Source organism: Nakamurella leprariae (genome assembly GCF_016918035.1).
Taxonomy (GTDB): domain Bacteria; phylum Actinomycetota; class Actinomycetes; order Mycobacteriales; family Nakamurellaceae; genus Nakamurella; species Nakamurella leprariae.
In genome coordinates this window covers 166,121-192,812 of record NZ_JAERWK010000008.1, presented here as the reverse complement: position 1 = coordinate 192,812, position 26,692 = coordinate 166,121, and the positions used below count along the sequence as shown (strand labels likewise).

General features: G+C 74.0%; 29 protein-coding genes. 21 read left to right on the top strand and 8 right to left on the bottom strand.

Going from position 1 to position 26,692, the window contains the following annotated elements:
- Positions 1-7: 7 nt before the first annotated feature.
- The 11 genes from trmD to JL106_RS06160 all read left to right on the top strand — a co-directional run bounded on the left by trmD (position 8) and on the right by JL106_RS06160 (position 9,312).
- The gene (gene trmD / locus JL106_RS06210) at positions 8-781 is read left to right on the top strand and encodes a tRNA (guanosine(37)-N1)-methyltransferase TrmD (RefSeq protein WP_205260057.1); all 774 of its coding nucleotides are present in this window, start codon (positions 8-10) and stop codon (positions 779-781) included.
- Positions 782-935: 154 nt separating this feature from the next.
- Positions 936-1,292 carry a 50S ribosomal protein L19 gene (gene rplS / locus JL106_RS06205; protein ID WP_205259823.1) on the top strand — a complete coding sequence of 119 codons (357 nt, stop codon included), beginning with the start codon at positions 936-938 and terminating at the stop codon, positions 1,290-1,292.
- A gap of 100 nt (positions 1,293-1,392) precedes the next feature.
- On the top strand, positions 1,393-2,244 hold the full coding sequence (gene lepB / locus JL106_RS06200; RefSeq protein ID WP_205259822.1) for a signal peptidase I: 852 nt from the start codon (positions 1,393-1,395) through the stop codon (positions 2,242-2,244).
- A gap of 99 nt (positions 2,245-2,343) precedes the next feature.
- Positions 2,344-3,081, top strand: a complete 738-nt coding sequence (locus tag JL106_RS06195; RefSeq protein WP_328841516.1) for a ribonuclease HII — start codon at positions 2,344-2,346, stop codon at positions 3,079-3,081.
- Positions 3,078-3,398 (top strand): DUF2469 domain-containing protein, encoded by a 321-nt coding sequence (locus tag JL106_RS06190; protein WP_205259820.1) that lies wholly within the window; start codon positions 3,078-3,080, stop codon positions 3,396-3,398. Before JL106_RS06195 ends, JL106_RS06190 begins: the two co-directional genes overlap by 4 nt.
- 235 nt (positions 3,399-3,633) lie before the next feature.
- Positions 3,634-4,788 (top strand): acyltransferase family protein, encoded by a 1,155-nt coding sequence (locus tag JL106_RS06185; protein WP_205259819.1) that lies wholly within the window; start codon positions 3,634-3,636, stop codon positions 4,786-4,788.
- Positions 4,789-4,890: 102 nt separating this feature from the next.
- On the top strand, positions 4,891-5,250 hold the full coding sequence (locus JL106_RS06180; protein ID WP_205259818.1) for a YraN family protein: 360 nt from the start codon (positions 4,891-4,893) through the stop codon (positions 5,248-5,250).
- A complete protein-coding gene (locus JL106_RS06175) occupies positions 5,250-6,788 on the top strand; it encodes a YifB family Mg chelatase-like AAA ATPase (protein WP_205259817.1) in 1,539 nt (512 codons plus the stop codon). The genes JL106_RS06180 and JL106_RS06175 overlap by 1 nt, the downstream gene beginning before the upstream one ends.
- Positions 6,785-7,972, top strand: a complete 1,188-nt coding sequence (locus tag JL106_RS06170; protein ID WP_205259816.1) for a DNA-processing protein DprA — start codon at positions 6,785-6,787, stop codon at positions 7,970-7,972. Before JL106_RS06175 ends, JL106_RS06170 begins: the two co-directional genes overlap by 4 nt.
- Before the next feature lie 10 nt (positions 7,973-7,982).
- Complete coding sequence (locus JL106_RS06165) at positions 7,983-8,276, top strand: hypothetical protein (RefSeq protein WP_205259815.1); 294 nt, start codon at positions 7,983-7,985, stop codon at positions 8,274-8,276.
- Between the two features lie 28 nt (positions 8,277-8,304).
- The gene (locus JL106_RS06160) at positions 8,305-9,312 is read left to right on the top strand and encodes a tyrosine recombinase XerC (protein WP_205259814.1); all 1,008 of its coding nucleotides are present in this window, start codon (positions 8,305-8,307) and stop codon (positions 9,310-9,312) included.
- Positions 9,313-9,321: 9 nt separating this feature from the next.
- Here the strand turns inward: JL106_RS06160 and JL106_RS06155 are convergent, their stop codons facing one another.
- Together JL106_RS06155 and JL106_RS06150 are read right to left on the bottom strand one after the other, a co-directional pair.
- Positions 9,322-9,903 carry a M23 family metallopeptidase gene (locus JL106_RS06155; RefSeq protein ID WP_328841511.1) on the bottom strand — a complete coding sequence of 194 codons (582 nt, stop codon included), beginning with the start codon at positions 9,901-9,903 and terminating at the stop codon, positions 9,322-9,324.
- A 149-nt stretch (positions 9,904-10,052) separates the two neighbouring features.
- The gene (locus JL106_RS06150) at positions 10,053-10,235 is read right to left on the bottom strand and encodes a hypothetical protein (protein WP_205259813.1); all 183 of its coding nucleotides are present in this window, start codon (positions 10,233-10,235) and stop codon (positions 10,053-10,055) included.
- Positions 10,236-10,295: 60 nt separating this feature from the next.
- Between JL106_RS06150 and yczR the strand changes: the two genes are divergently transcribed.
- The 9 genes from yczR (at position 10,296) to JL106_RS06105 (ending at position 19,609) form a co-directional block, all read left to right on the top strand.
- Complete coding sequence (gene yczR, locus JL106_RS06145; RefSeq protein ID WP_205259812.1) at positions 10,296-11,768, top strand: MocR-like transcription factor YczR; 1,473 nt, start codon at positions 10,296-10,298, stop codon at positions 11,766-11,768.
- A 297-nt stretch (positions 11,769-12,065) separates the two neighbouring features.
- Entirely contained in the window at positions 12,066-12,986 is a 921-nt protein-coding gene (rpsB, locus tag JL106_RS06140) for a 30S ribosomal protein S2 (protein WP_236006906.1), read from the top strand.
- A gap of 107 nt (positions 12,987-13,093) precedes the next feature.
- Positions 13,094-13,918: a translation elongation factor Ts gene (gene tsf, locus JL106_RS06135; protein WP_205259811.1), complete on the top strand. Its 825-nt coding sequence runs from the start codon at positions 13,094-13,096 to the stop codon at positions 13,916-13,918.
- 128 nt (positions 13,919-14,046) lie between these two features.
- Positions 14,047-14,820, top strand: a complete 774-nt coding sequence (gene pyrH / locus JL106_RS06130) for a UMP kinase (RefSeq protein ID WP_205259810.1) — start codon at positions 14,047-14,049, stop codon at positions 14,818-14,820.
- Between the two features lie 41 nt (positions 14,821-14,861).
- The gene (gene frr, locus JL106_RS06125) at positions 14,862-15,383 is read left to right on the top strand and encodes a ribosome recycling factor (protein ID WP_205260055.1); all 522 of its coding nucleotides are present in this window, start codon (positions 14,862-14,864) and stop codon (positions 15,381-15,383) included.
- The gene (locus JL106_RS06120; protein ID WP_205259809.1) at positions 15,383-16,282 is read left to right on the top strand and encodes a phosphatidate cytidylyltransferase; all 900 of its coding nucleotides are present in this window, start codon (positions 15,383-15,385) and stop codon (positions 16,280-16,282) included. Before frr ends, JL106_RS06120 begins: the two co-directional genes overlap by 1 nt.
- Positions 16,283-16,324: 42 nt before the next feature.
- Positions 16,325-17,098 (top strand): alpha/beta fold hydrolase, encoded by a 774-nt coding sequence (locus JL106_RS06115; protein ID WP_205259808.1) that lies wholly within the window; start codon positions 16,325-16,327, stop codon positions 17,096-17,098.
- Between the two features lie 94 nt (positions 17,099-17,192).
- Entirely contained in the window at positions 17,193-18,056 is an 864-nt protein-coding gene (locus JL106_RS06110) for an ABC transporter ATP-binding protein (RefSeq protein ID WP_205259807.1), read from the top strand.
- Positions 18,032-19,609, top strand: coding sequence for a hypothetical protein (locus JL106_RS06105; protein ID WP_205259806.1), 1,578 nt, complete (start codon positions 18,032-18,034; stop codon positions 19,607-19,609). The genes JL106_RS06110 and JL106_RS06105 overlap by 25 nt, the downstream gene beginning before the upstream one ends.
- Before the next feature lie 331 nt (positions 19,610-19,940).
- Here JL106_RS06105 and JL106_RS06100 read toward each other — a convergent pair whose 3' ends face one another.
- The 4 genes from JL106_RS06100 to JL106_RS06085 all read right to left on the bottom strand — a co-directional run bounded on the left by JL106_RS06100 (position 19,941) and on the right by JL106_RS06085 (position 23,854).
- Entirely contained in the window at positions 19,941-21,485 is a 1,545-nt protein-coding gene (locus JL106_RS06100) for a coiled-coil domain-containing protein (protein ID WP_205259805.1), read from the bottom strand.
- A 46-nt stretch (positions 21,486-21,531) separates the two neighbouring features.
- Complete coding sequence (mce, locus tag JL106_RS06095) at positions 21,532-21,999, bottom strand: methylmalonyl-CoA epimerase (protein ID WP_205259804.1); 468 nt, start codon at positions 21,997-21,999, stop codon at positions 21,532-21,534.
- Positions 22,000-22,098: 99 nt separating this feature from the next.
- Positions 22,099-22,602: a MarR family winged helix-turn-helix transcriptional regulator gene (locus JL106_RS06090; RefSeq protein ID WP_205259803.1), complete on the bottom strand. Its 504-nt coding sequence runs from the start codon at positions 22,600-22,602 to the stop codon at positions 22,099-22,101.
- Between the two features lie 31 nt (positions 22,603-22,633).
- The gene (locus tag JL106_RS06085; protein WP_205259802.1) at positions 22,634-23,854 is read right to left on the bottom strand and encodes a metallophosphoesterase; all 1,221 of its coding nucleotides are present in this window, start codon (positions 23,852-23,854) and stop codon (positions 22,634-22,636) included.
- Positions 23,855-23,975: 121 nt separating this feature from the next.
- Here JL106_RS06085 and JL106_RS06080 point away from each other — a divergent pair, with 121 nt between their 5' ends.
- Entirely contained in the window at positions 23,976-24,959 is a 984-nt protein-coding gene (locus tag JL106_RS06080) for a thioredoxin family protein (protein ID WP_205259801.1), read from the top strand.
- Between the two features lie 20 nt (positions 24,960-24,979).
- Here JL106_RS06080 and JL106_RS06075 read toward each other — a convergent pair whose 3' ends face one another.
- Entirely contained in the window at positions 24,980-25,660 is a 681-nt protein-coding gene (locus JL106_RS06075; protein ID WP_205259800.1) for a class F sortase, read from the bottom strand.
- Between the two features lie 105 nt (positions 25,661-25,765).
- On the bottom strand, positions 25,766-26,389 hold the full coding sequence (locus JL106_RS06070) for a hypothetical protein (protein ID WP_205259799.1): 624 nt from the start codon (positions 26,387-26,389) through the stop codon (positions 25,766-25,768).
- Positions 26,390-26,692: the final 303 nt, after the last annotated feature.

Below are 26,692 nucleotides of genomic sequence, written 5' to 3'. Positions count from 1 at the left end.
CCCCAGGATCAGCATCGACGTGCTGAGCATCTTCCCGGACTACCTGGCTCCACTGGGGTTGTCGCTGGTCGGCAAGGCCGTCGCCGACGGCGTCATCGCGTTGCGGGTGCACGACCTGCGGGACTGGGCCACCGACCGGCACCGCACCGTCGACGACACCCCGTACGGCGGTGGCGCCGGGATGGTGATGCGTCCCGACGTGTGGGGTCGGGCGCTGGACGACGTGCTGGGCGGGCAGGACCTGACCCGCACCGTGCTGGTGGTCCCGACGCCGGCAGGCGTGCCGTTCACCCAGGCGGTCGCCTCCGAGCTGGCCCACGCCGACCGGCTGGTGCTGGCCTGCGGCCGGTACGAGGGCATCGACCAGCGGTTCGTCGACGAGGCGGCCACCCGGATGACCGTCCGGGAGCTGTCCATCGGTGACTACGTGCTGGCCGGCGGGGAGGTCGCCGCGCTGGTCGTGGTCGAGGCCGTCGCCCGGCTGCTGCCCGGGGTGCTGGGCAATCCCGAGTCGGCCGCCACCGACTCGTTCGGCACCGCCTCGGTCGGCCTGGTCGAACACCCGCAGTACACCCGGCCCCCGGACTACCGGGGCCACACCGTGCCGCCGGTGCTGCTCTCCGGGCACCACGCGGCCGTGGCCCGGTGGCGACGGGACGAGTCGCTGCGCCGCACCGCGCAGCGACGGCCGGAACTCATCGAGCAGCTCGACCCGACCGAGCTGGACGCCGCCGACCGGGCGGTGCTGGACGAGCAGCGGTGGTGCCGCCGGCAGTCCTGATTTCCCCGCGCGCGGTCCGTTCTGGCAGAATGGAACGGTTGCCCGCGCTGGCGCCTGCGCTCCGGCCGTTCCCGGCCGGTGCTGCGGCCCCGGGTTCCGCTCACCCGGAGCCGGCGGGCCGACATCCGACCACGACACCTGAGGACCTGCGATCATGAACACCCTGGACGCCCTGGACGCCGCCTCGTTGCGGGACGACATTCCGGACTTCCGCCCCGGCGACTCGGTGCGCGTGCACGTCAAGGTCATCGAGGGCAACCGGTCCCGGATCCAGGTCTTCGCCGGGCACGTGCTGCGCCGGCAGGGCGGTGGCATCCGCGAGACCTTCACCGTCCGGAAGATCAGCTTCGGCGTCGGCGTGGAGCGCACCTTCCCAGTGCACACCCCCAACATCGAGCGCATCGAGGTGGTCACCCACGGCGATGTCCGCCGGGCGAAGCTGTACTACCTGCGCGAGCTGCGCGGCAAGAAGGCCAAGATCAAGGAGAAGCGCACCCCCGTCGGCCACTGAGCCGAGCGGACCGGACCGGCGTGACCGACGGGCCGGCGATGGACGCGCCAGCTGGTGGTCTCACCCCGGGCGTACATCGCCGGCCCGTACGCTTCTCCCGATGAGCGAGGACCGATCTGCGGCCGGGGATCCCACCGGCGGACCACCTGGGAACGACCCGGACGCCGGTGCGACCGGTGAGAGCGCGGCGGGGGCCTCGCCGTCCCGGCGCACGCGCCGGGCCCGCAAGCAACGACCGTTCTGGATCGAGCTGCCGATCCTGATCGTGGTGGCGTTCGTGCTGACGTTCCTGATCCAGACGTTCGTGGCCAAGGTCTACTACGTGCCGTCCGGCTCCATGGAGCAGACGCTGCACGGTGCGGCCGACGGTGGTGACCGGATCCTGGCCAACAAGCTGGTCTACGACTTCCGGGATCCGCGGCCCGGTGACGTGGTGGTCTTCAAGGGCCCGGAGTCCTGGGTGCCGGAGACGCGGGTCAGCCGGCCGTCGAACTGGTTCTCGTCGGCGCTCGCTGCGGTCGGGTCGGTGGTCGGCATCGCGCCGCCGGACGAGAAGGACTACGTCAAGCGGGTCATCGCGGTGGGTGGCCAGACGGTCGGCTGCTGCGACGAGGGCGGCAACGTCACGGTGGACGGCCGTCCGCTGAGTGAGCCGTACATCTACCAGCCGCTGCCGTTCCAGGCCGGCCAGCTCGACTGCAACACCAGCCCGATGTCGCAGCGCTGCTTCGGGCCGGTGACCGTCCCCGACGGGCAGTTGTGGGTGATGGGCGACCACCGGTCGGACTCGGCCGACTCCAGCTACCAGTGCCAGGGCCTGCCGGCCAGCAGCGGTGCCCGCTGCCAGGGCCCGGTCCCGATCGACAACGTCATCGGCAAGGCCGTGTTCATCGTGCTCCCGCCGTCCCGCTGGGGGACGATCGGGGATCCCGACATCGACCCCGGAGGCTGATCGATGCCGCCTGCGGCTGCAGCGCGACCCGTCCGTCCCCGCGCCGGCGCCGCCCGGCGCGCCGCCCCTGTCCCGCGGACGGTGCGGCCCGATCTGCGGGTGGAGAAGTCGTTGCTGCGGGACGGTGCGCTGCGGCTCGCGGCCATGGACGAGGTGGGCCGCGGCGCCCTGGCCGGGCCGGTGTCCGTGGGGGTCGTCGTGGTCACCGCGGCCATCGGCCGGGTCCCACCCGGGCTGAAGGACTCGAAGCTGCTGCCCCCGCCGGCCCGCCAGGCGCTGGTCGCTCCGGTGCGCCGGTGGGCCGGGGAGTACGCCGTCGGTCATGCCAGCGCGGCCGAGATCGACGCCTGGGGCATCATCCCCGCGCTGCGGGCCGCTGCCCGGCGGGCCCTGGCCGGTCTGGCCGGCCCGGTCGACGCCGTGCTGCTGGACGGCAATTTCGACTACCTGACCGAACCGCCCACGCTGGTGGGCTTCGGGCCGGAGTACCCCCAGCCGCCCGGGACGACACCGTCGGTCGGGGAGCTGCCGGTGCACGTGCGGATCAAAGCCGACATGACCTGCGCCGGGGTGGCCGGAGCCAGCGTGCTGGCCAAGACCGAGCGGGACGCCATGCTCGTCGACCTCGACCCCCTGCATCCGCGGTACGGCTTCGCGGAGAACAAGGGGTACGGCACGCCCGAGCACGTGGCGGCGCTGCGTCGGCACGGGCCCAGTGAGGTGCACCGGCGCAGTTGGCGACTCCCGGTGGACCAGGTGTCTCCGGCCGTCGCGTTCGGGGTGCAGGATGAGGACGACATCGTCGGGACCGGAACCAGCCAGGAGTGGGCGTCGTGAGCGCGGAGGATCTCGAGCAGTACGAGACGGAGATGGAGCTGCAGCTCTACCGCGAGTACCGCGACATCGTCGGTCAGTTCGCCTACGTGGTGGAGACCGAACGGCGGTTCTACCTCTGCAACGCGGTGGACGTGCAGGTCCGCAACCCCGAGGGCGACATGTACTTCGAGGTGCGCATGTCGGACGCCTGGGTGTGGGACATGTACCGGCCAGCCCGTTTCGTGAAGAACGTGCGGGTGGTGACGTTCAAGGACGTGAACGTCGAGGAACTCGACAAACCCGAACTGCGGTTGCCCGACGAAGGTCCGTTCCAATGATCCGGTGATCTCCCGCCGTCGGAATCTCCGGACGTCGTCCGGGAATTCATCCGGCGGCGATCGGCGTCCGTTCCGATGCCATCCAGGAGGAATGTCCTGTCCTCTTCGGATCGGACATCCGGGACGAACGACCGAGAACGCCGCGAACTGCTTCGCTCGAATGTGAGCAATAACAACTCTCCGTACCCGAACGTGTACACCCAGGTAGCTTCTCGGGTGAACACGGGGAGTTGATGTGGCATTTCTTGATCGGCCGCGAGCGGCCTGGGCCGACGCCGCGAAAGGCATCTGCATCCTGCTGGTCGTGCTGTGGCACCTGATCCAGAAGGACCTGCTGCAGCAGGACTGGCAGCACGTGGCCGAATGGCCGGGCACCGTCTGGGACACCATCACCCAGGCGCTCGTCCCACTGCGGATGCCGTTGTTCTTCCTGATCTCCGGGTTGTTCGCCGCCCGCGCGGTCAGCCGTTCCTGGCCGGTGCTGCTCCGTGATCGGAGCGCGAAGTTCTTCTGGATCTTCGCGCTGTGGGTGGTCATCCAGGTGCCGGTGTTCTGGGCGATGCCCGACTTCGACACCAGCCACGTCGAGAACGCGCGCCAATTGGTCCGGCAGTTGGTCCTGCAGCCGCCGAACGTCTGGTACCTGTACGCGCTGGCGGTCTACTTCGTGGTGGCCCGGGCGGCCCGGCGACTGCCGATCGCGGTCCAGCTCGGCGGAGCGCTGGCGCTGACCGTCGTCGCCGCGGTCGGGCTGCTGCCCACTTCGGGCAGCACCACCGATGTCGTGCAGTACCTGTTCTGGTTCCTCGCCGGGCTCCACGGGCGGCGGATCGTCGAGGCCGTGGTGGCCCGGGCTGACACCGTGCGAGGAGTGGGCACCACCGCGCTGTTCGCGGCGCTGGCCACCGGGTCCGTGCTGGCTCCGGACGGTTGGTGGCACGCGCTGGATCCGCTGGTGAGCGCGGCCGCCGTGCTGTTCGGTCTGACCGTCTCGGCGCTCATCGCTCCGGTCGGCGTGCTGGGCCGCGGGCTCGCCGGCCTCGGTCGCCACACGCTACCCATCTACGTGATGCACCTGCCGCTCATCGGCGTGCTGCACCTGGCCACCGCCGGGCTGCACCTGCCGGCCTCGCCGGTCGCGGCACTGCTGTACCCGGTGGTCGGGGTGGCGCTGGTGTGCGCGGTGTGCCTGGTGCTGGAGCGCGGCCTGCTGGCGCTGCACGCGCGGTGGCTGTTCGAGCTGCCGGCGCCCATCCGGGCGCTGTTCGACCGCTGGGCAGGTCGAGGCAGCGGACACGTGGTCGGACCCGACCCGAAGCTGCCGGTCCAGCGTGACCGTCGACCGGACGCGCCCACCGGGTCGCGTCCGTTGGGCGACGTCCGGCGCTGACCCGGCGCTGACCCGGAGCTCAGTTGTCCCCATGCTCCGAGTTGTGCACAGCGGCGGTCGTGGCGCTGGGCGGTCCCGCGCTGGACCCGGACGCTCTGCGGCATGGCGGCGAAGGACGAACTCGGGCGAGCCGGCGAACAGCTGGCGGTGCAGCGGTTGCAGGACCTCGGTCTGGTGGTGCTGGACCGGAACTGGCGGTGCCGGGAGGGTGAGCTGGACATCGTCGCGACCGACGGTCGCGGGACGGCGGTGTTCTGTGAGGTGAAGACGCGCAGCGGGACCGGCTACGGAGATCCGTTCGAGGCGATCACGCTGAGCAAGCGCCGGCGGCTGCGCCGGCTGGCTCACCTCTGGCTGGCTGAGCACAGGCGGGGCTGGGTCCGGTTGCGGTTCGACGTGGTCGGGGTGCTGTGGCGGCCCGATCGTGCGCCCGAGGTCACGCACCTGGCCGAGGCCTTCTGATGTCGCTGGCTCGCACCTGGGCGGCCTCGTTGTCCGGCGTCACCGGGCACCTGGTCGCCGTCGAGGCCGACCTGGCCGCCGGGTTGCCCGGCACCACCGTGATCGGGCTCGGGGACGCCGCGGTGAGCCAGTCCCGCGACCGGATCCGGGCCGCCGTGCTGAACTCCGGCGTGAAGTGGCCGGACCGGCGGATCACCCTGGCGCTGTCCCCGGCTGGTATGCGCAAGCAGGGCGCGGGGTTCGACCTCGCGCTGGCCGTCGCGGTGCTGGCCGCCGACGGGGTGGTGCCCGCGGCCGAGGTGGACGGACCGGTGCTGCTGGGTGAGCTCGGCCTGGACGGGGCGGTCCGCCCGGTGCGCGGCGTGCTGCCCTGCCTGTTGGCCGCGCGGGCCGCCGGCCGCCGGGACGCGGTGGTGCCGGTGGAGAACCTGGCCGAGGCCGCGCTCAGCGGTCTGCGGGTGCGCGGCGCCCGGTCGCTGCGCGACCTGGTCGAGTCGCTGCGCGGCGACGGCACCCAGCTGGTCCTGCCCGATCCGCCCGCGGACGCCGCCGCGGTGGCCGGGTCACCCGGTGGGCCGGACATGACCGACGTGCTGGGGCAGCCGGAGGCCCGCGCGGCGCTGGAGCTGGCCGCCGCCGGCGGTCACCACCTGGCCATGGTCGGGCCGCCCGGCTCGGGCAAGACCATGCTGGCCAGCCGGCTCCCCGGGCTGCTCCCTCCGCTGGATGCCGAGCAGGCGCTCGAGGTCACCGCGGTGCACTCGGTGGCCGGCATGCTGGACGAGGACACCCCGTTGCTCACGGCGCCACCGTTCGTGGACCCGCACCACACGTCGAGCCGGGCTGCGCTGGTGGGGGGCGGCACCGGCACGGTGCGGCCGGGGAGCATCAGCCTGGCCCACCACGGAGTGCTCTTCCTCGACGAGGCACCCGAGTTCGACCGGCGGGCGCTCGACGCGCTGCGACAGCCGTTGGAGTCGGGGGCGGTGCTGCTGGCCCGCTCCGGCGGCGCCACCCGCTTCCCGGCCCGGTTCCAGCTGGTGGTGGCGGCCAATCCGTGCCCGTGCGCCGCCGCCCGCGACGTCGACTGCGCCTGTCCACCCGGAGAGCGACGCCGCTACCTCGGGCGGTTGTCCGGACCATTGCTGGACCGGGTGGACATCCGCATCGACCTGCCGGCCCTGGACGCACCCACCCTGGCCCGCTGTGCGGCCGCGGCGGCCGACGCCCCGGAGTCCTCGGCCGTCATCCGGCAGCGGGTGCTGGCCGCCCGGGACCGGGCCGCCCACCGCTGGGCCGGGACCCCCTGGCGCCGCAATGCCGACGTCCCCGGCCCGGCGGTGCGCCGCCGGTGGCAGCCGGGTCCGAGCGAGCAGCACCTGCTGGACCGGGCGGTGGACACCGGCCGGCTCACCGGTCGCGGGTACGACCGGGTGCTGCGGCTGGCCCTGACCGCCGCGGATCTGGCCGAACAGGACATACCCGGTCCGCATCAGGTCGCCACCGCGCTGGCCCTGCGCTGCGGGGACGCGGCGTGAGCGGGTCGGGCACCGGTGGCGACTCGCCGCTCCGGCGAGCGCTGGCCGGACTGGTCCGGGCCGCGGAGCCGCCGGCCGGCGCGGTCGTGCAGTTCGTCGAGCGGGTCGGTGCCGTCGACGCCTGGGCCGCGGTCCGGGACCGTTCGGCTCCGGCCGCGGTCCGAGCGGCGACCCGGGCCCGGCTGGCCGACCTCGACCCGTCGGCCCTGGACGCGCGGGCCGACGCCGACCTGGACACCGGGGCCGCGGTGGGCGCCCGGATCGTCGGTGCCGGCGATGCGGAGTGGCCGACCGCCGCGTTCGTCGCCTTCCCGCTGGCCGCGGCCCGTGGAGTCAGCGGGGCGGCCGCACCGGTCGGCCTGTGGCTGCGCGGGTTGCCGCTGACCGGTGTGCCCGACCGGGCGGTGACGATGGTCGGGTCCCGGGCGTGCACCGGGTACGGCCGGCGGGTCGCGGGGGAGATCAGCGCGGCGGTGGCCGCGGCCGGCGCGGTGGTGGTGTCCGGGGCCGCGTTCGGCGTGGACACGGCGGCCCACCAGGCCGCGCTGCTCGGCGGGGGCCGCACCGTCGCCGTGCTGGCCTGTGGGATCGACCGGGCCTACCCGGCGGCCAACGCCCGACTGCTCGAGGAGATCGCCGCCGCCGGCACGGTGGTCAGCGAGTACCCGCCGGGCGGAGTGCCGGCCCGGCACCGCTTCCTGGTCCGCAACCGGCTCATCGCCGCGCTCGCCGCCGGCACCGTCGTGGTCGAGGCCGGGCGCCGGTCGGGCACCCTGTCCACCGCCGCGGCCGCCGGTCAGTTGGGGCGGCTGGTGATGGCGGTGCCCGGTCCGGTGACCAGCGCGTTGTCCGTCGGCTGCCACCTGTTGCTGGCCGACCGGTTCGCCCAGTTGGTGACCGACGGCGCGGGTGTGCTGACGGCGATCGGCATCGCGGCGGCGGACCCGGTCCCGCCGATCGGAGTGGGTCGGGACCCGCGGCATCCCACCGACGGGCTGGATCCCGAGGTGGCGCGGGTGCACGAGGCGCTGCCCGCCCGGCGCAGCGTGCCCGCCGCCGACCTCGTCGTGGAGTCGGCGCTCCCCGGCGCGACCGTGGTGGCCGCGCTGGCCGTGCTGGAACTCGCCGGACTGGCGGAACGTGACGGCCCGTTGTGGCGGCGCGCCGACCGTCACGCTCGGTAGGGTCATGCCCATGGCTGAGCCGCTGTCACCGTCGTCCGGGCCGCCCGAGGGACCCGACCTCGAGGAGATCCGCAAGATCCTGGACGTGGTCGAGCACCGCGACCCGGAGACCGCCGGCCCGGAACGGCTGGACGCCGACCACGGCGTGCTGCTGACCGTGCAGGCCGAGCTGGCCGAGGCGGTGGCCCGGCTGCGGGAGGTCGACCCGGACGCCGGGCGTCCGGCCGAGGAGCAGCGGCTGCTGCTCGACCGGGTGGAGAACGCCATCGCCGAGAACCGCTCCGCGCGGGCCCGGCCGGCCTGATCGGCTCCGACGTGGCGGGTGCACCGCGATGACGCGGCCGTCGACCGAGCAGCGCCTGGCCGCGCTGGACGGGCCGCTGCGGGACGCCGTCGAGCGGTGGTGCCGGCACCTGCGGCACGAGCGCGGGCTGTCCGCCGCCAGCGTGGCCGCGTACACGGCCGACATCGCCGCGCTGCTGGAGCATGTCGGCCGCTACCGCGGCAGCGACCGACCCGGGCGGGACGACCTGGCGGCGCTCGACCTGACCGTGCTGCGCAGCTGGCTGGCCCGGATGCGCACCGCCGGGGCGGCCCGGTCGTCGCTCGCCCGCCGGGTCGCCGCCGCCCGCTCGTTCACCGCGTGGGCGGCCGACGCCGAGCTGCTGCCCACCGACGTCGGCGCGCGGCTCACCGCACCCGGCGGCGGTCGCACCCTGCCGTCGGTGCTGCGACTGGACCAGGCCGACCAGCTGCTCGCTCCCGCACCGGCCACCGCGCCGGGCGAGGGCGGGACCGGGGACGTCGGGCCTGAGCCCGACCCGGTCGACGCGGCGCTCGAGCTGCGTGACCGCGCGGTCATGGAACTGCTGTACGCCACCGGCATCCGCGTCGCCGAGCTGACCGGCCTGGACCTGGGGGACATCGACGCCGAGCATCGGGTGGTCCGGGTGCTCGGCAAGGGCGACAAGCAGCGCACCGTGCCGTTCGGTACGCCGGCCGGCCGGGCGTTGGACACCTGGCTGCGGGACGGTCGACCGCGCCTGGTCACCGATCGCTCCGGCCCGGCGGTGTTCCTGGGGCGGCGCGGAGCCCGGATCGATCCGCGGACCGTGCGCACCGTGGTGCACCGGCGGACCGCTGCGGTGCCGGGCGCCCCGGAGCTGGCGCCGCACGGCCTGCGGCACACCGCGGCCACCCACCTGCTGGCCGGCGGTGCCGACCTGCGCACCGTCCAGGAGTTGCTCGGCCACTCCAGCCTGGCCACCACCCAGCGCTACACCCACGTGTCGGCGGAACGCCTCACCGCCGTCTATCGGCAGGCCCATCCCCGGGCATGACCGGCCAGGTCAGCGGTCCGCCCACGGCCACAACCGCACCCGCCACCCGGTCAGCAGCGCCATCGGGTCCAGGTAGGTGTCGTCCGGCAGCCGGACGCCCCAGTGCAGGCAGGACGCCGGAGCGCACGACGCGTGCCCGGCCCCCACCAGCGTGCCGAGGACCTGACCGCGGCTGACGCGGGACCCCGTGGCGACCGTGGCCGTCACCGGCTCGAAGCTGGACCGCAGCCCGGAGTCGTGCCGCACGGTCAGCACCGGCCGCCCGGCCACCGGTCCGGCGAACGTGACCACCCCGTCCGCGGCGGCCAGCACCGACGCACCCGCGGGCGCGGCCAGATCGACACCGCGGTGACCGGGCGCGTAGCGGTGCGCCGGATCGCCGAACGGCATCAGCACGGTCGCCGGACCGGCCAGCGGCAGCGAGACCAGCGGCGACACCAGCGCGGCCGGCTCGGGCGCCGCCGCCGACATCGCCGCCGACATCGCTGCGGCACCGCCCGGGCCCGGAGCCGACGACAGAGCGACGCCCAGCGCTGCGGCGGGGGACGGGGCCAGCGCCAGCACACCGGTCAGGGCAGCGACGACGAGCACGCGACGCGACCGGGCGGGGGACCACCGAGATGCACGCACGCCTGGCAGTCCAGCTGTTCGCCCGCGGTCGGTCCAGCGCGATCGGCACCGCTGTGGACAGTTCGGGCCTGGGGACGGACCGGAGCGGCCAGGTCAGGCCGGTCCAGTGGTCACCAACTGGACTGGTGGTCCCGGACGGCGCGCAGGTCCGCGGCGGCCCGGTCGGTGTCGCGCGCCGACGGGCCGTCCGACCCGAACCGAGAGATCAACGATTGCAGGGGGTGCCGCGTCGCGGCGCGGCGCTGCGTCGCGCGCACCGCGGACCGGGAGGCGCGAGGGTCGGAGCGGGTCATGGCTCGACTGTCCCCTCACTGGACTGGTCAGGACAGGTCCAGCTGGCCGATACTGGACTGGTGAACACGCGCACCGTGGGGTCGACCTCGTTCGTCCGGCTGCTGGGGGACTGGCGGTCCGCGGAGGGCGGCCGGCGGCCCGCCTTCCGTGCGCTGGCCGACCAGGTGGTGGTGCTCGCCCGCGACGGCCGGTTGCCGGCCGGGGTGTCGCTGCCCGGGGAGCGGGACGTGGCCGCCCGGCTCGGGGTGAGCCGGTCCACCGTCACCGCCGCCTATGCGGCGCTGCGCGAGGACGGGTACCTCGACTCGCGGCGTGGCGCCCGCAGCACGGTGACCCTGCCGGCCGCCCCGGCCACCCCGGTGGGACTCCTGGTGCCGGCGGGCCGCACCGCCTCCGGCGCTGCTCCCATCGACCTGTCGGTGGCGGCCATGGCCGCCCCACCGGAGCTGGCCGGCTGGTACGCCGAGGCGGTGCCGCAGCTGGCCCCGTACCTGGCCGGGCACGGCATGGACCTGGCCGGGGTGCCGGAACTGCGACGGGCCGTCGCGGACCGGTTCACCGGGCGTGGTCTGCCCACCCGGCCCGAGCAGATCCTGGTCACCGCGGGCGCCCAGCAGGCGCTGGGCCTGGTCTTCTCGGTGCTGCTCGCACCCGGCCAGCGGGTGGTCATCGACCACCCGACCTACCCGCACGCGCTCGGCGCGCTCGCCGCGGCCGGGGCCCGCCCGGTGCCGGTCGGTCTGCGGGCCGAGCCCGACGCCCCGGTCGGCTGGGACCTGGACGGGTGGCGGGCGGCGATCCGGCAGACCTCGCCGTCGGCCGCCTACTTGGTCGCCGACTTCCACAACCCGACCGGACTGTGCCTGCCGGTGGCGGGACGCCGGGCGATGCACCAGCTGGCCCGGGACGCCCGGACGACCCTCATCGTCGACGAGACGATGACCGAACTCTGGCTGGACGAGCCCGCCCCGCCGCCGATGGCCGCCTTCGGGCCGGCGGTGACCGTGGGCTCCGCGTCCAAGGCGATCTGGGGTGGCCTGCGCATCGGCTGGGTGCGCGCCGACGAGTCGGTCATCACCCGGCTGGCCGCGGCCCGGGTGGCCCGCGACCTGGGGGCGCCGCCGCTCGAGCAGCTGGTCGCCGCGCTCGCGCTGGCCGGCCTGGACGACCTGCTGGCCCGCCGTCGCGACCTGCTGTCCCGGCAGCGGTCGGCGCTGGTCCGGGCGCTGGCCGACCAGGCGCCGGACTGGGTCGCCACTCCCGGGACCGGTGGCATGGCCGCGTGGGTGCGGCTGCCGGCGGCGGTCTCGTCGCGGTTGGCCCAGGCGGCGCTGGAGCACGGCGTCGTCGTCTCGGCCGGTCCGCGGTTCGGGGTCGATGGCGCGTTCGAGCGCTGGCTGCGGGTGCCGTACGTGCTGCCGCCGGCCCCGCTCACCGCGGCGGTGACCGCGCTGGTCGAGGCCTACACGTCGATCACCGCCGGACCCCGCGCCCGGGACGACCTGCACGGGCCCACCCGGCTCGTCGTCTGAGGGTCGCCCGGGCGGCCGGGAGGACGCACGGGATCGGGTAGCATCGACGTGCGGCTGGTCTGTGACCGGCCGACTTCGCACGCCTTGGATCCGCACCGATCCGGACGGCCGCTCGACGGCCGGCCGGGTTCCCGCGGCCGGCGCGCACCGAGGTCCCGGTGTCCCCGGGCGGTGCCGCCGAAGGCGTCAGGGCCGCCGACCACCGGTCGACGGCGACAACCGAACCCGCTGTCGCGGGGCCCGGTCGTGCCGGTCGGCGCGTCGGGGCGCGGCAGCATGCCTCCAGGAAGGACGACCATGGCTGTCGTCACCATGCGCCAGATGCTCGATGCGGGCGTGCACTTCGGGCACCAGACCCGGCGCTGGAACCCGAAGATGAAGCGCTTCATCCTCACCGAGCGCAACGGCATCTACATCATCGACCTGCAGCAGACGCTGTCCTACGTGGACCGGGCCTTCGAGTTCATCAAGGCGACCGTGGCCCACGGCGGGACCGTGCTGTTCGTCGGCACCAAGCGGCAGGCCCAGGAGGCCATCGCCGAGCAGGCCACCCGGGTGAACATGCCCTACGTGAACCAGCGCTGGCTGGGCGGCATGCTGACCAACTTCTCCACCGTGCACAAGCGGCTGCAGCGCCTCAAGGACCTCGAGGCCATGGAGACCTCCGGTGAGTTCGAGGGACGCACCAAGAAGGAGGTCCTGCTGCTGACCCGCGAGAAGGAGAAGCTGTCCAAGACCCTGGGCGGCATCCGGGACATGGCCAAGGTCCCGTCGGCGGTCTGGATCGTCGACACCAAGAAGGAGCACATCGCCGTCGGCGAGGCTCGCAAGCTGAACATCCCCGTCGTCGCGGTGCTGGACACCAACTGCGATCCCGACGAGGTCGACTACCCGGTGCCGGGCAACGACGACGCCATCCGCTCCGCCGCGCTGCTGACCAAGGTCGTGGCCGAGGCCGTGGCCGAGGGTCTGCTGGCCCGCTCCGGTGGGACCGGCGCCGCGGTCGACGCCGGCGAGGAGCCGCTGGCCGAGTGGGAGCGCGAATTCCTGACCGCCGACGCGGCCGCCGCGCCTGCCGACGCGCCGACCGACGTGCGTGCCGAGGGTGAGTCCGGCGCCGAGGCGATCATCGAGGTCCAGGCCGACGCGGCCGAGGGTGTCGCTCCCGTGGTGGCCGACGAGCAGAGCGGTGTCGAGACCGACGCGCCCACCGCGTGAGCTGTCGCTGAGCCGGGTGCGGGCCGGTCGTGATCCACGTGATCGCGACGGGCCCGCGCCCGCCAGCACGACCGAACATCCCGAGCAACCAGAAAGGCACGCCGAACATGGCGAACTACAGCGCCGCTGACGTCAAGCGTCTCCGCGAGCTGACCGGTGCCGGCTTCATGGACTGCAAGAAGGCCCTGGAGTCCGAGGGCGACTTCGACAAGGCCGTGGAGTACCTCCGCATCAAGGGGGCCAAGGACGTGGGCAAGCGCGCCGAGCGCACCACGGCCGAGGGCCTGGTCGCGACCAGTGGCAACGCGCTGATCGAGCTGAACTCCGAGACCGACTTCGTGGCCAAGAACGACGAGTTCCAGCAGCTGGGCGCCTCGATCGCCGAGGCCGCCGCCGGCGTCTCCGGCCCGGTCGACGTGACCGCGGTGCTGGCCGCGCCGCTGGCCGGCGGCACCGTCGAGGACGCCATCGCGGCGCTCTCGGCCAAGATCGGCGAGAAGCTCGTTCTCAAGCAGGCCGTGAAGTACGACGGCGACACCGCCGTCTACCTGCACAAGCGCTCGGCCGACCTGCCGCCGTCGATCGGCGTGCTGGTCCGATACACCGGCGCCGGTGACGAGGCCGCCGAGGCGGCCCGGGGTGCGGCCATGCAGATCTCCGCGCTCAAGGCCCGGTACGTTTCCCGGGACGCGGTCCCGGCCGACGTGCTGGAGTCCGAGCGGCGCATCGCCGAGGCGACCGCCCGCGAGGAGGGCAAGCCGGAGGCGGCGCTGCCCAAGATCGTCGAGGGTCGCGTCAACGGCTTCTACAAGGAGGCCGTCCTGGTCGAGCAGCCGTCCGTGCGGGACAGCAAGCAGACCGTGGGCAAGGTGCTCGAGGCCGCCGGCGTGTCGGTCACCGACTTCGTCCGGTTCGAGGTCGGCACCGCCTGATCGCGCCGGTCGGGGCCGCGGTCGACCCGGATGGGTGTCGACCGCGGTCCCGCCGCCGGTCCGCCGCCGGACGTCCGGCGGCACCGCCGGTCCGGTGCAGCAGTCGTACGAGGCCGCAGGGGGAGCCGATGAGCCTGACCAACGAGGACGCCACCGATCGGGATCCGGTACGCCGGCCCTTCCGCCGGGTGATGCTCAAACTCGGCGGTGAGATGTTCGGCGGCGGCCAGGTCGGTGTGGACCCGGCGGTCGTCAAGGAGGTCGCCCGCCAGATCGCCGAGGTCGCCGCGGACGGCGTGCAGATCGGTGTGGTCATCGGTGGCGGCAACTTCTTCCGCGGCGCGCAGCTCTCCGAGGAGGGCATGGACCGCTCCCGGTCCGACTACATGGGCATGCTCGGCACCGTGATGAACTGCCTGGCGCTGCAGGACTTCCTGGAGCGCGAGCACGGCATCGACACCCGCGTGCAGACCGCCATCACCATGGGGCAGGTCGCCGAGCCGTACATCCCGCGCCGCGCCATCCGGCACCTGGAGAAGGGCCGCGTCGTCATCTTCGGGGCCGGGGTCGGCATGCCGTTCTTCTCCACCGACACCACCGCCGCCCAGCGCGCGCTGGAGATCCACGCCGAGGTGGTGCTCATGGCCAAGGCGGTGGACGGCGTCTACGACCGCGATCCGCGGGTCTTCCCGGACGCGACGATGTTCGCCGAGATCACCCACCGTGAGGTGCTCGAGCGCGGTCTGCAGGTGGCCGACGCGACCGCGTTCAGCCTGTGCATGGACAACTCGATGCCCATCATCGTCTTCAACCTGCTCCGCGACGGCAACATCGCGCGCGCGGTCGCGGGCGAGGACATCGGCACGCTGGTGCACACCCCGACCGGAAGGAACCACCCGTGAGCGACGAGATCGACACCGCGCTGCTGGACGCCGAGGACCGGATGGAGAAGGCGGTCGCGCGGGTCAAGGAGGACCTGGCCACGCTGCGCACCGGCCGGGCGAACCCGAACACGTTCAACCGGGTCATGATCGACTACTACGGCGCGCCGACCCCGCTGCCGCAGATGGCCACCATCACCGTGCCCGAGGCCCGGATGGCCGTCATCAAGCCGTACGACGCCTCGCAGCTGCAGGCCATCGAGAAGGCGATCCGGGACTCCGATCTCGGCATCAACCCGGGCAACGACGGCAACATCATCCGGGTGGTGTTCCCGCAGCTGACCGAGGAGCGCCGCCGGGACCTGGGCAAGCAGGCACGCGGCAAGGGCGAGGACGCCCGAGTGGCCATCCGCAACGTGCGCCGGCGGGCCAAGGAGGAGCTGGATCGCATCGTCAAGGACGGCGAGGCCGGCGAGGACGAGGTGTCCCGCGCCGAGAAGGAGCTGCAGAGCCTCACGGACCGGTTCGTCGCCTCCATCGACGACCTGGTCAAGCACAAGGAAGCGGAGCTGCTCGAAGTCTGATGAGCGACGCACCCTCCGCGGAGGGCGGCTCCCACCCCCTGCCCGTGGGGCCGCCCGCGGCCGACGCCGACGCCGGCCTGGTCGGCGGCTCCCGCGCCGGCCGGAACCTGCCCATGGCCATCGGGGTCGGGCTGGGGCTGGGTGCGCTCATCGTCGGCTCGCTGCTGCTGTTCCGGCAGCTGTTCGTCGGGATCATCGGCCTCGCCGTGGCCGCCTCGGTCTGGGAGCTGCGCGGCACCCTGGCCTCGGCCCGCAACATCACCATCAGCTGGCTGCCCATCGCCGTCGGCTCGCTGGCCACCATCGCGCTGGCCTGGCCCTACGGGCACACTGCGCAGGTCGTCGGGGTGGTCGTCACCGCGCTGGCCTGCCTGGCCTGGCGCTTCCGTCGCGGCTCGGTGCGCTACCTGTCCGACGTGGCGGCGTCGGTGTTCCTGGTCGTCTACCTGGGGCTGTTCGCCTCGTTCGCCACCCTGATGGTGGCGCCCGCCGACGGCAGCCAGCGGGTGCTCACCTTCCTCATCGTGGTGGTCTGCTCGGACACCGGCGGGTACGCGGCCGGGGTGTTCTTCGGACGGCACCCGATGGCGCCGTCGATCTCGCCCAAGAAGTCCTGGGAGGGTTTCAGCGGGTCGGTCCTGGTCGCCATGATCGGCGGCTCGCTCTCGGTGGCGCTGATGCTGGACCACCCCTGGTGGCAGGGGGCCGTGCTGGGAGCGGTGCTGGCCGTGGTGGCCACCGGTGGCGACCTGGCCGAGTCGCTCATCAAGCGCGACCTCGGCGTCAAGGACATGGGCCGGCTGCTGCCCGGCCACGGCGGGATCATGGACCGGCTCGATTCGCTGCTGCCGTCCGCGGTGGTCTGCTGGCTGCTGCTGAGCGTGCTCGTCCCGGTCTGACCCCGAGCGGTCCCGACCGGAGGGATCCGGGAGGATCGGCCCATGACCACCGGAGCCGACGCCTCGCCCGACCAGCTGCCCCTGGTGCTGGTGCACGCCTTCCCGATGGACGCCCGGCTCTTCGACCCGCTGCGCGACCGGCTGCCCGGCATCCGGCTGCTCACCCCCGACCTGCCCGGGTTCGGCGACCGCACCGGCGACCTGCCCGCCACGGCGCCGTCACTGACACCGTTCTCCGATGCGGTGCTCGCCGTCCTGGACGCCGTGGGTGCGCCGCGGGCGGTGATCGGCGGCGTGTCCCTCGGCGGGTACGTGGCGCTCGACGTGCTGCGCCGGGCGCCGGAGCGGGTGGCCGGGCTGGTCCTGGTCGACACCCGGGCGGACGCGGACGACGACGCGGCGCGGGAGCGGCGCCATCAGGTGGCCGCGCGGGCCGACCGCGGCGAGGTGGCGGCCGGCCCGGACGCGGTCGCGCCGCTGGTCCACCCGGACCTGTCCGACGGGGAGCGCGACCGGCTGGCCGGGATCGCCGCTGCGGTGCCGCCGGTCACGGTGGCCTGGACCCAGCGGGCGATGGCGGCCCGACCGGACAGCACCGAGGTGCTGGCCGGGGCGGGGCGGCCGGTCCTGGTGCTGGTGGGGGAGCGGGACGAGGTGACGCCGGTGCCGCTGGCCGAGGCGATGGCGGACGCGGCCCGGCGCAGCACCGGGGACGTCGAGCTGGTCACGGTGGCGGGCGCCGGGCACCTCAGTCCGGCCGAGGCGCCGGACCAGGTCGCCGCCGCCCTGGTCGACTGGTGGCCGCGGGTCCGCTGACCCCGGCCCGGACCGGGCCGTGCCGGCCACTCACCGTGACCGGTCCCGGCGGGGGTCACCCTCCGGCGATCCGTGCTGTGGAATGGTTGACGGCATGGACGACGCCCGCCCATCAGGTCTGCCATCCGGTCCCCCTGTCCCCGCCTACCCCGACGGATCCCAGCTCGGCCGGCAGCACGCCGGCTCGGCGCTGGTGATCAGCGGGCTGCGCAAGGTGTTCGGCGCACCCCCCCGAGAGAAGGTGGCGGTCGACTCGATCGACCTCGCCGTCCCGGCCGGGTCGTTCTTCGGCCTGGTCGGGCCGAACGGCGCCGGCAAGACCACCACGCTGTCGATGGTGACGGGGTTGCTGCGGCCGGACGCCGGGCGGGTGCTGGTCGCGGGACACGACGTGTGGGCCGACCCGGTCGGCGCCAAGGCCCGGATGGGCGTGCTGCCGGACGGTCTGCGGCTGTTCGAGCGGCTGTCCGGGCCGGAGCTGCTGAGCTACCTGGGCCGGTTGCGGGGCATGCCCGCCGACGTCGTCCGGCAGCGGTCCGACGAGTTGATCCAGGTGCTCGACCTGGCCGAGGCCGGTGGCCGGCTGGTGGCCGACTACTCGACCGGCATGCGCAAGAAGATCACCCTGGCCGCGGCCATGCTGCACTCGCCGCCGGTGCTGCTGCTGGACGAGCCACTCGAGGCGGTCGACCCGGTGTCGGCCCGGATCATCCGCTCGGTGCTCAGCCGCTACACCCGGGCCGGCGGCACAGTGATCTTCTCCTCCCACGTCATGGCCCTGGTGCAGGAGCTGTGCTCCCACGTCGCCGTCATGGCCCAGGGCCGCATCGTGGCGGCCGGACCGATCGACGAGGTCCGCGGCTCGGCGGCCAGCCTGGACGACGCGTTCATGGACCTGGTCGGCGCCGGTGAGGTCGGCGAAGGGGGGTTGTCGTGGTTGGGGTCTTCGCCAGCCTGAAGTGGCGGCTCGTCCGCACCCGGCTGGCCACCGGCAACCGGGCGGCCACGGTCGCCGGACTGCTGGTGCTGTTCGTCCTGGCGATCGGCGTGGCCGGCCTGCTGGTCTGGAGCCGGTCGGCCGAGGGCGTCCCGCTGCCCCTGGTCGCGACCGTGTTCACCCTGCAGCTGGTCGCCTGGGTGCTCACTCCGCTGGTCGCGTTCGGCGTCGACGAGACCGTCGACCCGTCGCGGTTCGCGCTGCTGCCGCTGCGCCTGCCCACCCTGCAGCGCGGCCTGCTCGCCACCGCGCTGATCGGCTATCTGCCGGTCGCCAACGCCGTGCTGCTGCTGGGCGCGGTGCTGGCCATCGCGCAACCGTGGTGGGTGCTGCCCATCGCGGTGGTCTGCGGCGTCGTCCAGCTGCTCACCTGCGTGGTGCTCTCCCGCGCCGCGGCCACCTCGATGTCGTCCCTGATGAGCAGCCGCCGCGGTCGTGACCTCGGCATGCTGGTCGGATTCCTGATCTTCGCGCTGTACATGGGTCTGACCCTGCTGCTGAACACCGGCAACGAGAACGCGATCGGCACCGGGACCCAACGCCTGGCCGACGTGCTGACCTGGGGACCGCCCGGCAACCTGGCCGTGCTGCCCGCGCTGATCGGCGAGGGCGACTGGGGCCGGGCCGCCCTGGCCCTGGTCATCGGGGTGGCCCCGCTGCCGCTGGCCTGGTGGTGGTGGCGCCGGGCGCTGCGCAAGAGCCTGACCACGATCGGGTCGACCACGGCCAGCTCGGCTCCGGCCGGCAGCTCGACCGACAGCGCGGTGGGCGGTTCCACCGCCGGCACCATGCGGGTGGTCGCGGGCCGGGACCGGCTGCTGCTGTGGCGGGACCCGATGCGGCGCATGCCGTGGCTGCTGCTGATCCTGCTGACGTTCCTGTACCCGTTCATCGTCGCGCGGGGTCCCGAGGGCGTCTTCTGGGTGGCGTTCGGCGCCATCCTGGTCGGTACCCAGGCGGGCAACCAGTACGGCATGGACGGCTCCGGCCTCTGGTTGCACCTGATGACTATCACCGACCGGGCCCGGGCCCGGGGCGAGGTGCTCGGCCACGTGATCGTGGCGATCATCCCCGGGGTGGTGGTCATCGCCGCCTCACTGGTGCTGCAGGGCATCGTGCGGGACGCCTGGCACCTGCTGCTGCCGGCGGCCGGGGTGTCGCTGGCCGCCATGCTGGGCGGGTGCGCCGCCTCGTCCTCCCTGTCCGCGCGCATCCCGTACGCGGTGCCGCAGAGCCGCAAGTCGGTGTTCGCCTCGAGTGTGGCCGGGCAGAAAGGCGTCTCGGCGCGGGCCACGTTCGCGGTGCTCGGCCTGAGCATCCTGCTGGCCGTACCGTCCGGCGTGGCGGCGTTCCTGGCCGTGCAGGTGGCCGACTGGTGGGGCTGGGTGAGCGTGCTGCTCGCCCTGGTCGTCGGTGGGGTGTCGCTGGTCTGGGCGGTGCGGGCCACGGCTGACCGGTTCCTGGTCCGCGGACCGGAGATCCTCGCGGTGGTGGCGGCGGGCGACCGGGCCTGACGGGCCCCGCCCGCGGTCGGCGGCCGGACGCGGCGGGTACCCGCCCGGCATGCCCGCCGTGTCCGCCGCCCCGTTCGTCCCCGATCTCGCCGACGAGCCGTCCGACGTCACCGGACTGGAGCGGCTGGTTGCAGCCGCGGCCGACTGCCACGGGTGCGAGCTGGACGCCGACGCGACGCAGGACCCGGCGCAGGTCGGCTGCTGCCCTGGCCGCCGGCCGCGGGACCGTCCGCGTCGTCGGGCGGACCCACTCGGCCCCGGGCGGACCCACTCGGCTGCCGATCGTGCAGGGCGTGGTGGCCGGGCTGCTGCAGCGCTGATCAGAGGCTGATCAACGGCGGCGGCCGGTGAACGACCACCCGCGGTGCTCGTCCTGCTCGGGCAGCGGCTGCGCGGGCGCGCCCGCGTCGATCCGGTGTGTGTCGCCGGTGCCGGCGGCCGGGTCGGCCGGCCGGTCGTCCGGACCGGCGATCGGGTCGCCGGGAACCAGCTCGTCGCCGTCCGCCGGGACGGCCGGGACCGCTGCGTCGCCGAGGTCGTCCGGCCGGGCGTCCTGGGCGAAGGGCTGGTCACCCAACGGCAGCGGCTGCTCGGCGAAGTCGGCCGGGTACCCGGTCGGTCGCGCGGCCGGGTCCTCCGGGAAGTCGTCGGTGACGGGGCGACCGACCTCCGCGGCCGGCGGAGCGACCAGCGCGGGAGCGCTCGCAACCTGTGCATCGACGCCGGCCAGGTGCTCCCGCAGGACCTCCATCTGGCCGAGCACGGCCCCGCGCAGGTCGGTGAGCCGACGCACGGCGTCGTCGGCCTCGGCCACCCGCTGCCGGGCCTGGGCGGTGGCCCGGCGGACCAGTTCGGCCGACTGCTCGGTGGCGTCGGCGACCAGGGTGCGGGCCTGCTGATCCGCGCTGGCGATGCGGTGTTCGGCGTCGGCGATCGAGAGCTGTTCCCGCTCGGTCAGTCGCTGGTGAAACTCGGCCCGCCTCGCCTGGCTGGCGATCTCGAAGTCCTCCTCGACCTGCGCCCGCCGGGCCGCACTCTCGGCGTCCAGCCGGTCCCGCTCGGCCGCCGACGAGGCGTTCAGCGAGGCGGCCTCGGCGCGGGCTGCGGTCAGCGTGGCCTCGGCCTCCGCGCGCGCCGCCTGCACGGTGGTCTCCGCCTCGCTGCGGGCCTCGGCCAGCATCCGGTCCGCGGCGACCCGGGTCTGCTCGGCCTCGGTCCGCGCGGCGGTCAGCGTCTGCTCGGCCTCGGCGCGGGCCGCCGCCAACGTCTGGTCGGCCTCGTTGCGGGCGGCGGTGACGGCGCGCTGGGCCTTGCCGCGGGCATCGGCCAGGGTGCGATCCGCCTCGGCGGTCGCGGTGGCCACCGAGGTCTCGGCCTCGCGACGGGCCTGGGCCCGGGTGGCCTCAGCCTCGGTGCCGGCCTCGGCGAGCAGGTCGCGCACCTGGTCGGCCAGCTGCCGGCGGGTGCGTTCGCGTTCGTCGTCGAAGGTCTCGCGCTCGGCCCGCTGGGCGGCCACGGCGGCGGTCAGCTCGGAGCGCAACTGGTCGGCGTCAGCCACCGCCCGGGCGCGGATCTCGGCGGCCTCCTCCTCGGCGATCCGGATCATCCGCTGCATGCGGTCCGACAGGCCGGTCATCGACACCGGTTCCAACGCGAGCCGGTCGAGTTCCGCGCGCAGCCCGTCCGACTCGGCCTGCACCGAGGACAGCTGGTCGGTGAGCTCGGTGAGCCGCTGGTTGGTCGCGTCCCGGTTCGCGGTGGCGATCCGCAGGTCGTACTCGAGCCGTTCGAGGTGGGCGGTGACCTGCTCGGGGTCGAAGCCGCGCCGGACGATGTCGAAGGGTGCCTGCGCGGGCATCCACTCGTTCGAACTCATGGCGGTCATCGTCCCACTGGCAGCCGCAGGCGCACGTCCGCCACGCTCACCCGGCGCTGTGAGTGGTGGCGTGATTCCCGCCCTGATCCTGGGGGGCCGGCTGCACCAGCTCGATGAGCACGCCGCCGCCGTCCTTGGGGTGCACGAAGTTGATGGACGATCCGGCGGTGCCGCGCCGGGGCTCGTCGTACAGGAGCCGCAGCCCGGCGGCGCGGAGCGCGTCGGCGGCGGCCCGTACGTCGGTCACCCGGTAGGCCAGCTGCTGCAGGCCGGGACCGCTGCGGTCGATGAATCTGGCGATGGTGGACTGCTCGGTGAGGGGGGCGAGCAGCTGGATCTGCGCGCCGCTGTCGAAGGCGATCATCGCCTCCTCGACGCCCTGCTCCTCGTTGCGCTCGCGGTGCGCCATGGTCCCGCCGAGCTGCTCGGTGTGGAAGGCGATGGCGGCGTCCAGGTCGGGGACGGCGATGCCCACGTGATCGACGGTCACGACGTACGGCGACAACACGCCCATGCGTTCAACTCCGGATGGTCGTCCGAGTCGCCGGTGCTGTGGTGCGTCCACCGCGACCCGGGAGGTGGGGGCCCGGGGAGCCTACCGGCGGCGACTGGCTCAGAAGTCGCCGGCCGCCTGCCGGACCTTGGTCAGCAGCTCGGAGAGCTGGACCAGTTCGGCGGTGTCCAGACCGACCAGTCCGAACTGCGACGAGTCGACCGACTCGGTGGCCGCGGTGAGCCGTTCCCGTCCCTGGTCGGTGAGTTCGACCAGGGTGGTGCGCCGGTCGGTGGGGTGGGGCAGGCGCCGGGCCAGCCCGTCGGCCTCCAGTCGGTCCACGATGTTGGTGATGGACGTGGGGTGCAGCTGCAGCCGCTCACCCATCATCCGCATCGGCAGCGACCCACGCTTGGAGAAGGACAGCAGCACCAGCGCCTCGAAGCGGGCGAACGTCAGCCCGTGCGGTTTGAGTTTGTCGTCCACCGCGGCCTGCAGGATCTGCTGCACCCGCATGATGTTGGTGACGGCGGCCATCGGCTCGTTGGGACCGATGCGTTCCTTCCACGTCTGCGCCGCCCGCTCGATCGGATCGAACGGCAGCGCAGGCGCAGACGAGCTCATGCCGAGCACGGTAGCAAGGACAGACCGGTTCCTACTCGTGGGTAGCCGTGTCCCCGGTTCCGCTCACCAGGATGATCACCCCGATGTCCGGCGGCGCACCCACTCGCACCGGCGGACCCCAGAAGCCGGCGCCGCGGCTGGTCCACAGCTGCGTGTCACCCTGGCGGCTCAGCCCGGCCAACGTCCCCTGCTGAGCCATCACGGCCAGGTGGAACGGCCACACCTGCCCGCCGTGGGTGTGCCCGGCCAGCTGCAGGTCGGCGCCGGTGGCGGCGACTGCCTCCAGCTGCCGCGGCTGGTGGGCCATCACCACGACCACGTCGTCGGGCCGGCGGTCGGCCAGCGCCGCGGCCAGATTGGCCGGGTCGTCGTGGTCGGCGCCCGACCAGTCGTTGATGCCGGCCACGAGCAGCCGGTCGTCGCCGCGCTCGATCGGAAAGCCCTGGTTGTGCAGCACGGTCACGCCGAGGGCGGGCAGCGCCTGCACCCAGGCGGCGGCGTCCGAGTAGTACTCGTGGTTGCCGGTGGTGAAGAGCACGCCGTCCCGGGACTGCAGGCCGGCCAGCGGTTCCGCCGCGGCGAACAGTTGCTCGGGGATCCCGTCGACCAGATCCCCGACCAGCGCGACCAGATCGACCTGCTCGGCGTTGACCAGATCGACGACCCGCTGGGTCCGCTCCACGCCGGACAGCGCCCCGAGATGGATGTCGGTGACCACCGCGATGCGGTAGCCCTCGAACGCGGCCGGCAGCCGCGGCAGCGCCACCGAGGTGCGCACCACCCGGATCGGGCCGACGGCCTGGGTCACGCCCCAGCCGGTGACGCCCACGGCGATCACGCCGGCACCCACGGCGATGCCGCGGGACAGCAGCAGTCGGCGGCGCGGGTCGCGGACGGCGGGGGAGTCGGGCCGGCCGTCGGGGGTCGCGTCACGCGCCGGCCGTGGAGTCCCGCGCGCCCGGCGGACCAGCAACACCACCAGGCGCACCAGTTCGCCGACCAGCAGGGCGAGGACCAGGTACAGCACCAGGGCCAGCCACACGTTGCCGACGGCGTGCAGCGGGGTGAACTGTTGCAGCGGGCCGGAGCGCTGGGTGGCGAAGGCGGTCATCAGGACGACGAACAGCGCGCCGAGGACGACGGCGCCGGTGATCCGCCACCGCCGGCCGGAACCGGTGCTGAGCACCAGCCGCCAGTACAGGTACACGTGTCCGAGCAGCACGAGACTGCCCAGGCCCAGCAGGAAGCCCATGGTCGGGATACTCCGGTTCGGCAGTCGGGTCCGGGGACACGGATCGGGTCCGGCCCGCGACGGCGGGGAGCCGGGAACGGCGCGCGTGAACGGCCCGACGCTACCGTGCGACCATGGCGGCATGACCCGCCCGGATCCTCGTCAGCAGGCCGCGCTGTCGGCCGCGTTCGCCGGTGCCATCGACCTGTCCGGTCTCAAGCAGCGTCCCGCTCCGGCCGGCCCGCCGCCGGCCGTCGGCGCCGCGGACGGTGCCGGCGGCTCGGGCAGCGGGTCGATGTTCGTCATGGACGTCACCGAGGCGACGTTCGGGCAGGTGGTCGAGGTGTCCGCCTCGGTGCCCGTCGTCGTGGACCTGTGGGCCACCTGGTGCGAGCCTTGCAAGCAGCTCTCGCCGGTCCTCGAGCGACTGGCCGCGGCGTCCGGCGGCGCCTGGATCCTGGCCAAGGTCGACGTCGACGCCAACCCGCGGATCGCGCAGGCCTTCGGCGTCCAGTCCATTCCCACCGTGGTGGCGCTGGCCGGCGGGCAGCCGGTCGACGCCTTCCAGGGCGCCCTGCCGGAACCGCAGGTGCGGCAGTGGATCAGTGGTCTGCTGGACGCGCTCCGCGACCGGCTGCCCGGCATCCGCGCAGCCGAGGAGGCACTGGCCGCAGGCGGCGCGGACGGAGGCGCTGCGGCTCCGGTGGAGGAGCCGGTGGATCCGCGGTTCGTGGCCGCCGAGGACGCCCTGGCCGCCGGCGACTACGCCGCTGCCACCGCCGCCTACGAGCAGATCCTCGCCACCGAGCCGGGCAATGCCGACGCGCGGGCCGCGCTGGCCCACACGCAGTTCCTGTCCCGGGTGGACCGCATCCCGGCCGATGCGTTGGCCCAGGCCGACGCCGCGCCCGAGGACGTCGCCCTGCAGGCCGCGGCGGCCGACCTGCTGGTCGCCCAGGGGGACACCGAGGCCGGGTTCCGGCGGCTGATCGACACCGTCCGCCGCACCGCCGGCGACGACCGCTCGGCCGCGCGCGAGCACCTGCTCGGCCTGTTCGGCCTGTTCGCCGCGGACGACCCCCAGGTGGTCACCGCGCGTCGGGCGCTGGCCGCGGCGCTGTACTGAGCGGCGCCGTTGCGATTCCGTCAGGAGGCGGGGACCGCGATCACCACGACGTTGTCCTCGTAGCTCAGGGTCTGCTCGTCGAACGGGCCGCCGCAGGTGATGAGCACCAGCTGCGCGGGGCCGTCGGTGCGGAACAGCTCGGGTGGCAGGCCGTCGCCCTTGACGTAGGTGCGGCGGGCCTCGACCCGGTACGGCACGTCGCGGCCGTCGGCCAGGGTGACGGTGACCAGGTCGCCCGGGCCCACTTCGGTGAGGCGGTACAACGCGCCCGGCCCCTGCTCGACGGTGTCCACATGACCGGCCAGCACGGTGCTGCCGGACGTCGATCCGGCGGCGACACTGCCTCGCCACCAGCCGATCTCGCCGGGATCAGTGGGCACCTGCAGGGTGCCGCCGGCGGTGCCGACGGGCACAACGGGGGCGGACACGTCCAGGGAGGGCAGGGTCAGGCCGACCGGGACACCGCGGGGACGGACAGGAGTCGGTGCCCGTTCCGGCAGCGGCGGAGGTGCCGGCGCGGTCGCGGCCGGCGTGGGCATCGGGGTCGGGGTCGGGGTCGGGGTCGGGGTCGGGGTCGGGGTCGGGATCGCCGCGGGTCCGGGTGCGACGGTGGGGGAGCTGGAGCCGGCCGTGGCGGCCGGCACGGTGCCGAAATCGGCGGCGGCGCCGCTGGTCCCGGCCCACAACACCGGCACGGTCACGACCAGCGCCGCACCGACGACGAGCGCGCCGACAGCCGACCACCGGGACTTCCGGTGGCCGGCGTCGGAACGGACCTGTCGGGGCACGGCGCGGGCCGCAGTGGCTCAGGAGGCGCGCTGACCCGCGGCCCGGCGGCGGGACAGGCTGACCGCTCCGGCGGCCAGCAGCCCGAGGCCGGCCGCACCGGCGGCGAGCAGGGCGACCTGCTCGCCGCTGTCGGTCCCGGCGGCGCCACCCGAACCGGCGGGCACCGCCGTCGGCGCGGCAGCGGCGCCCGAGGAGTACGCCACCGGCAGGGCGAAGGTGTAGTTCAGGGTGGTGACCGGATCCGCGGACACCGCGGCGAGGACGATCGTGCCCTCCTTGACGTCCTCGGCCGGGACGGCAGGGATGGTCACGGTGACGGAGAAGGTGCCGTCGGCCGCGGTGGTGCCGGTGGCCAGCACGATGCCGTCCTGGTCGGCGGTGCCGATGCCGACCGCGAACTCGTTCTGCGGGCTCGGCGTGGCGGGGTTGTCCAGGGCGGCGCACCCGGAGAAGTTCTGGCCGTTCAGCGTGACCGAGGTGCCGGGGGACACCGAGGTGACGTTCGCCGTCAGGTTCGGCACCTTGCAGTCGGGCGACGGGGTCGGCGTCGGGGCCGCCGTGGCGACGCCGCCGCCGACGGTGAGCGCGAGGGCCGCCCCCGCGGCGACGACGGTGGCGCGGGAGAGCGCACGGAGCTTCACGGGTTCCTCCTGGAACGGGTGCGGTCGGCGCAGACCTCCGGCTGCCCGGCGGACGGGACCGTCGGTCGCGCCACCACTGGCGCGACCGACGAGAAGGCGCTGACCGCAGGACGTTCGGAGTGCTGGGCCGATGGTTCGAGTGAAGCGAACGTACCCCGAGACACAGGTTCCCTACAGGTGATCTTCAGGTGTCGGAACGCGAAGAGCTGTCGGACCGTGGGCAACGGATCCCGCCGATCGGCGGTCGCAACGCCGCGGGGTAGGCGAATTCCGTCGGTGTGACACTCCACCCGTTTCCGGCGA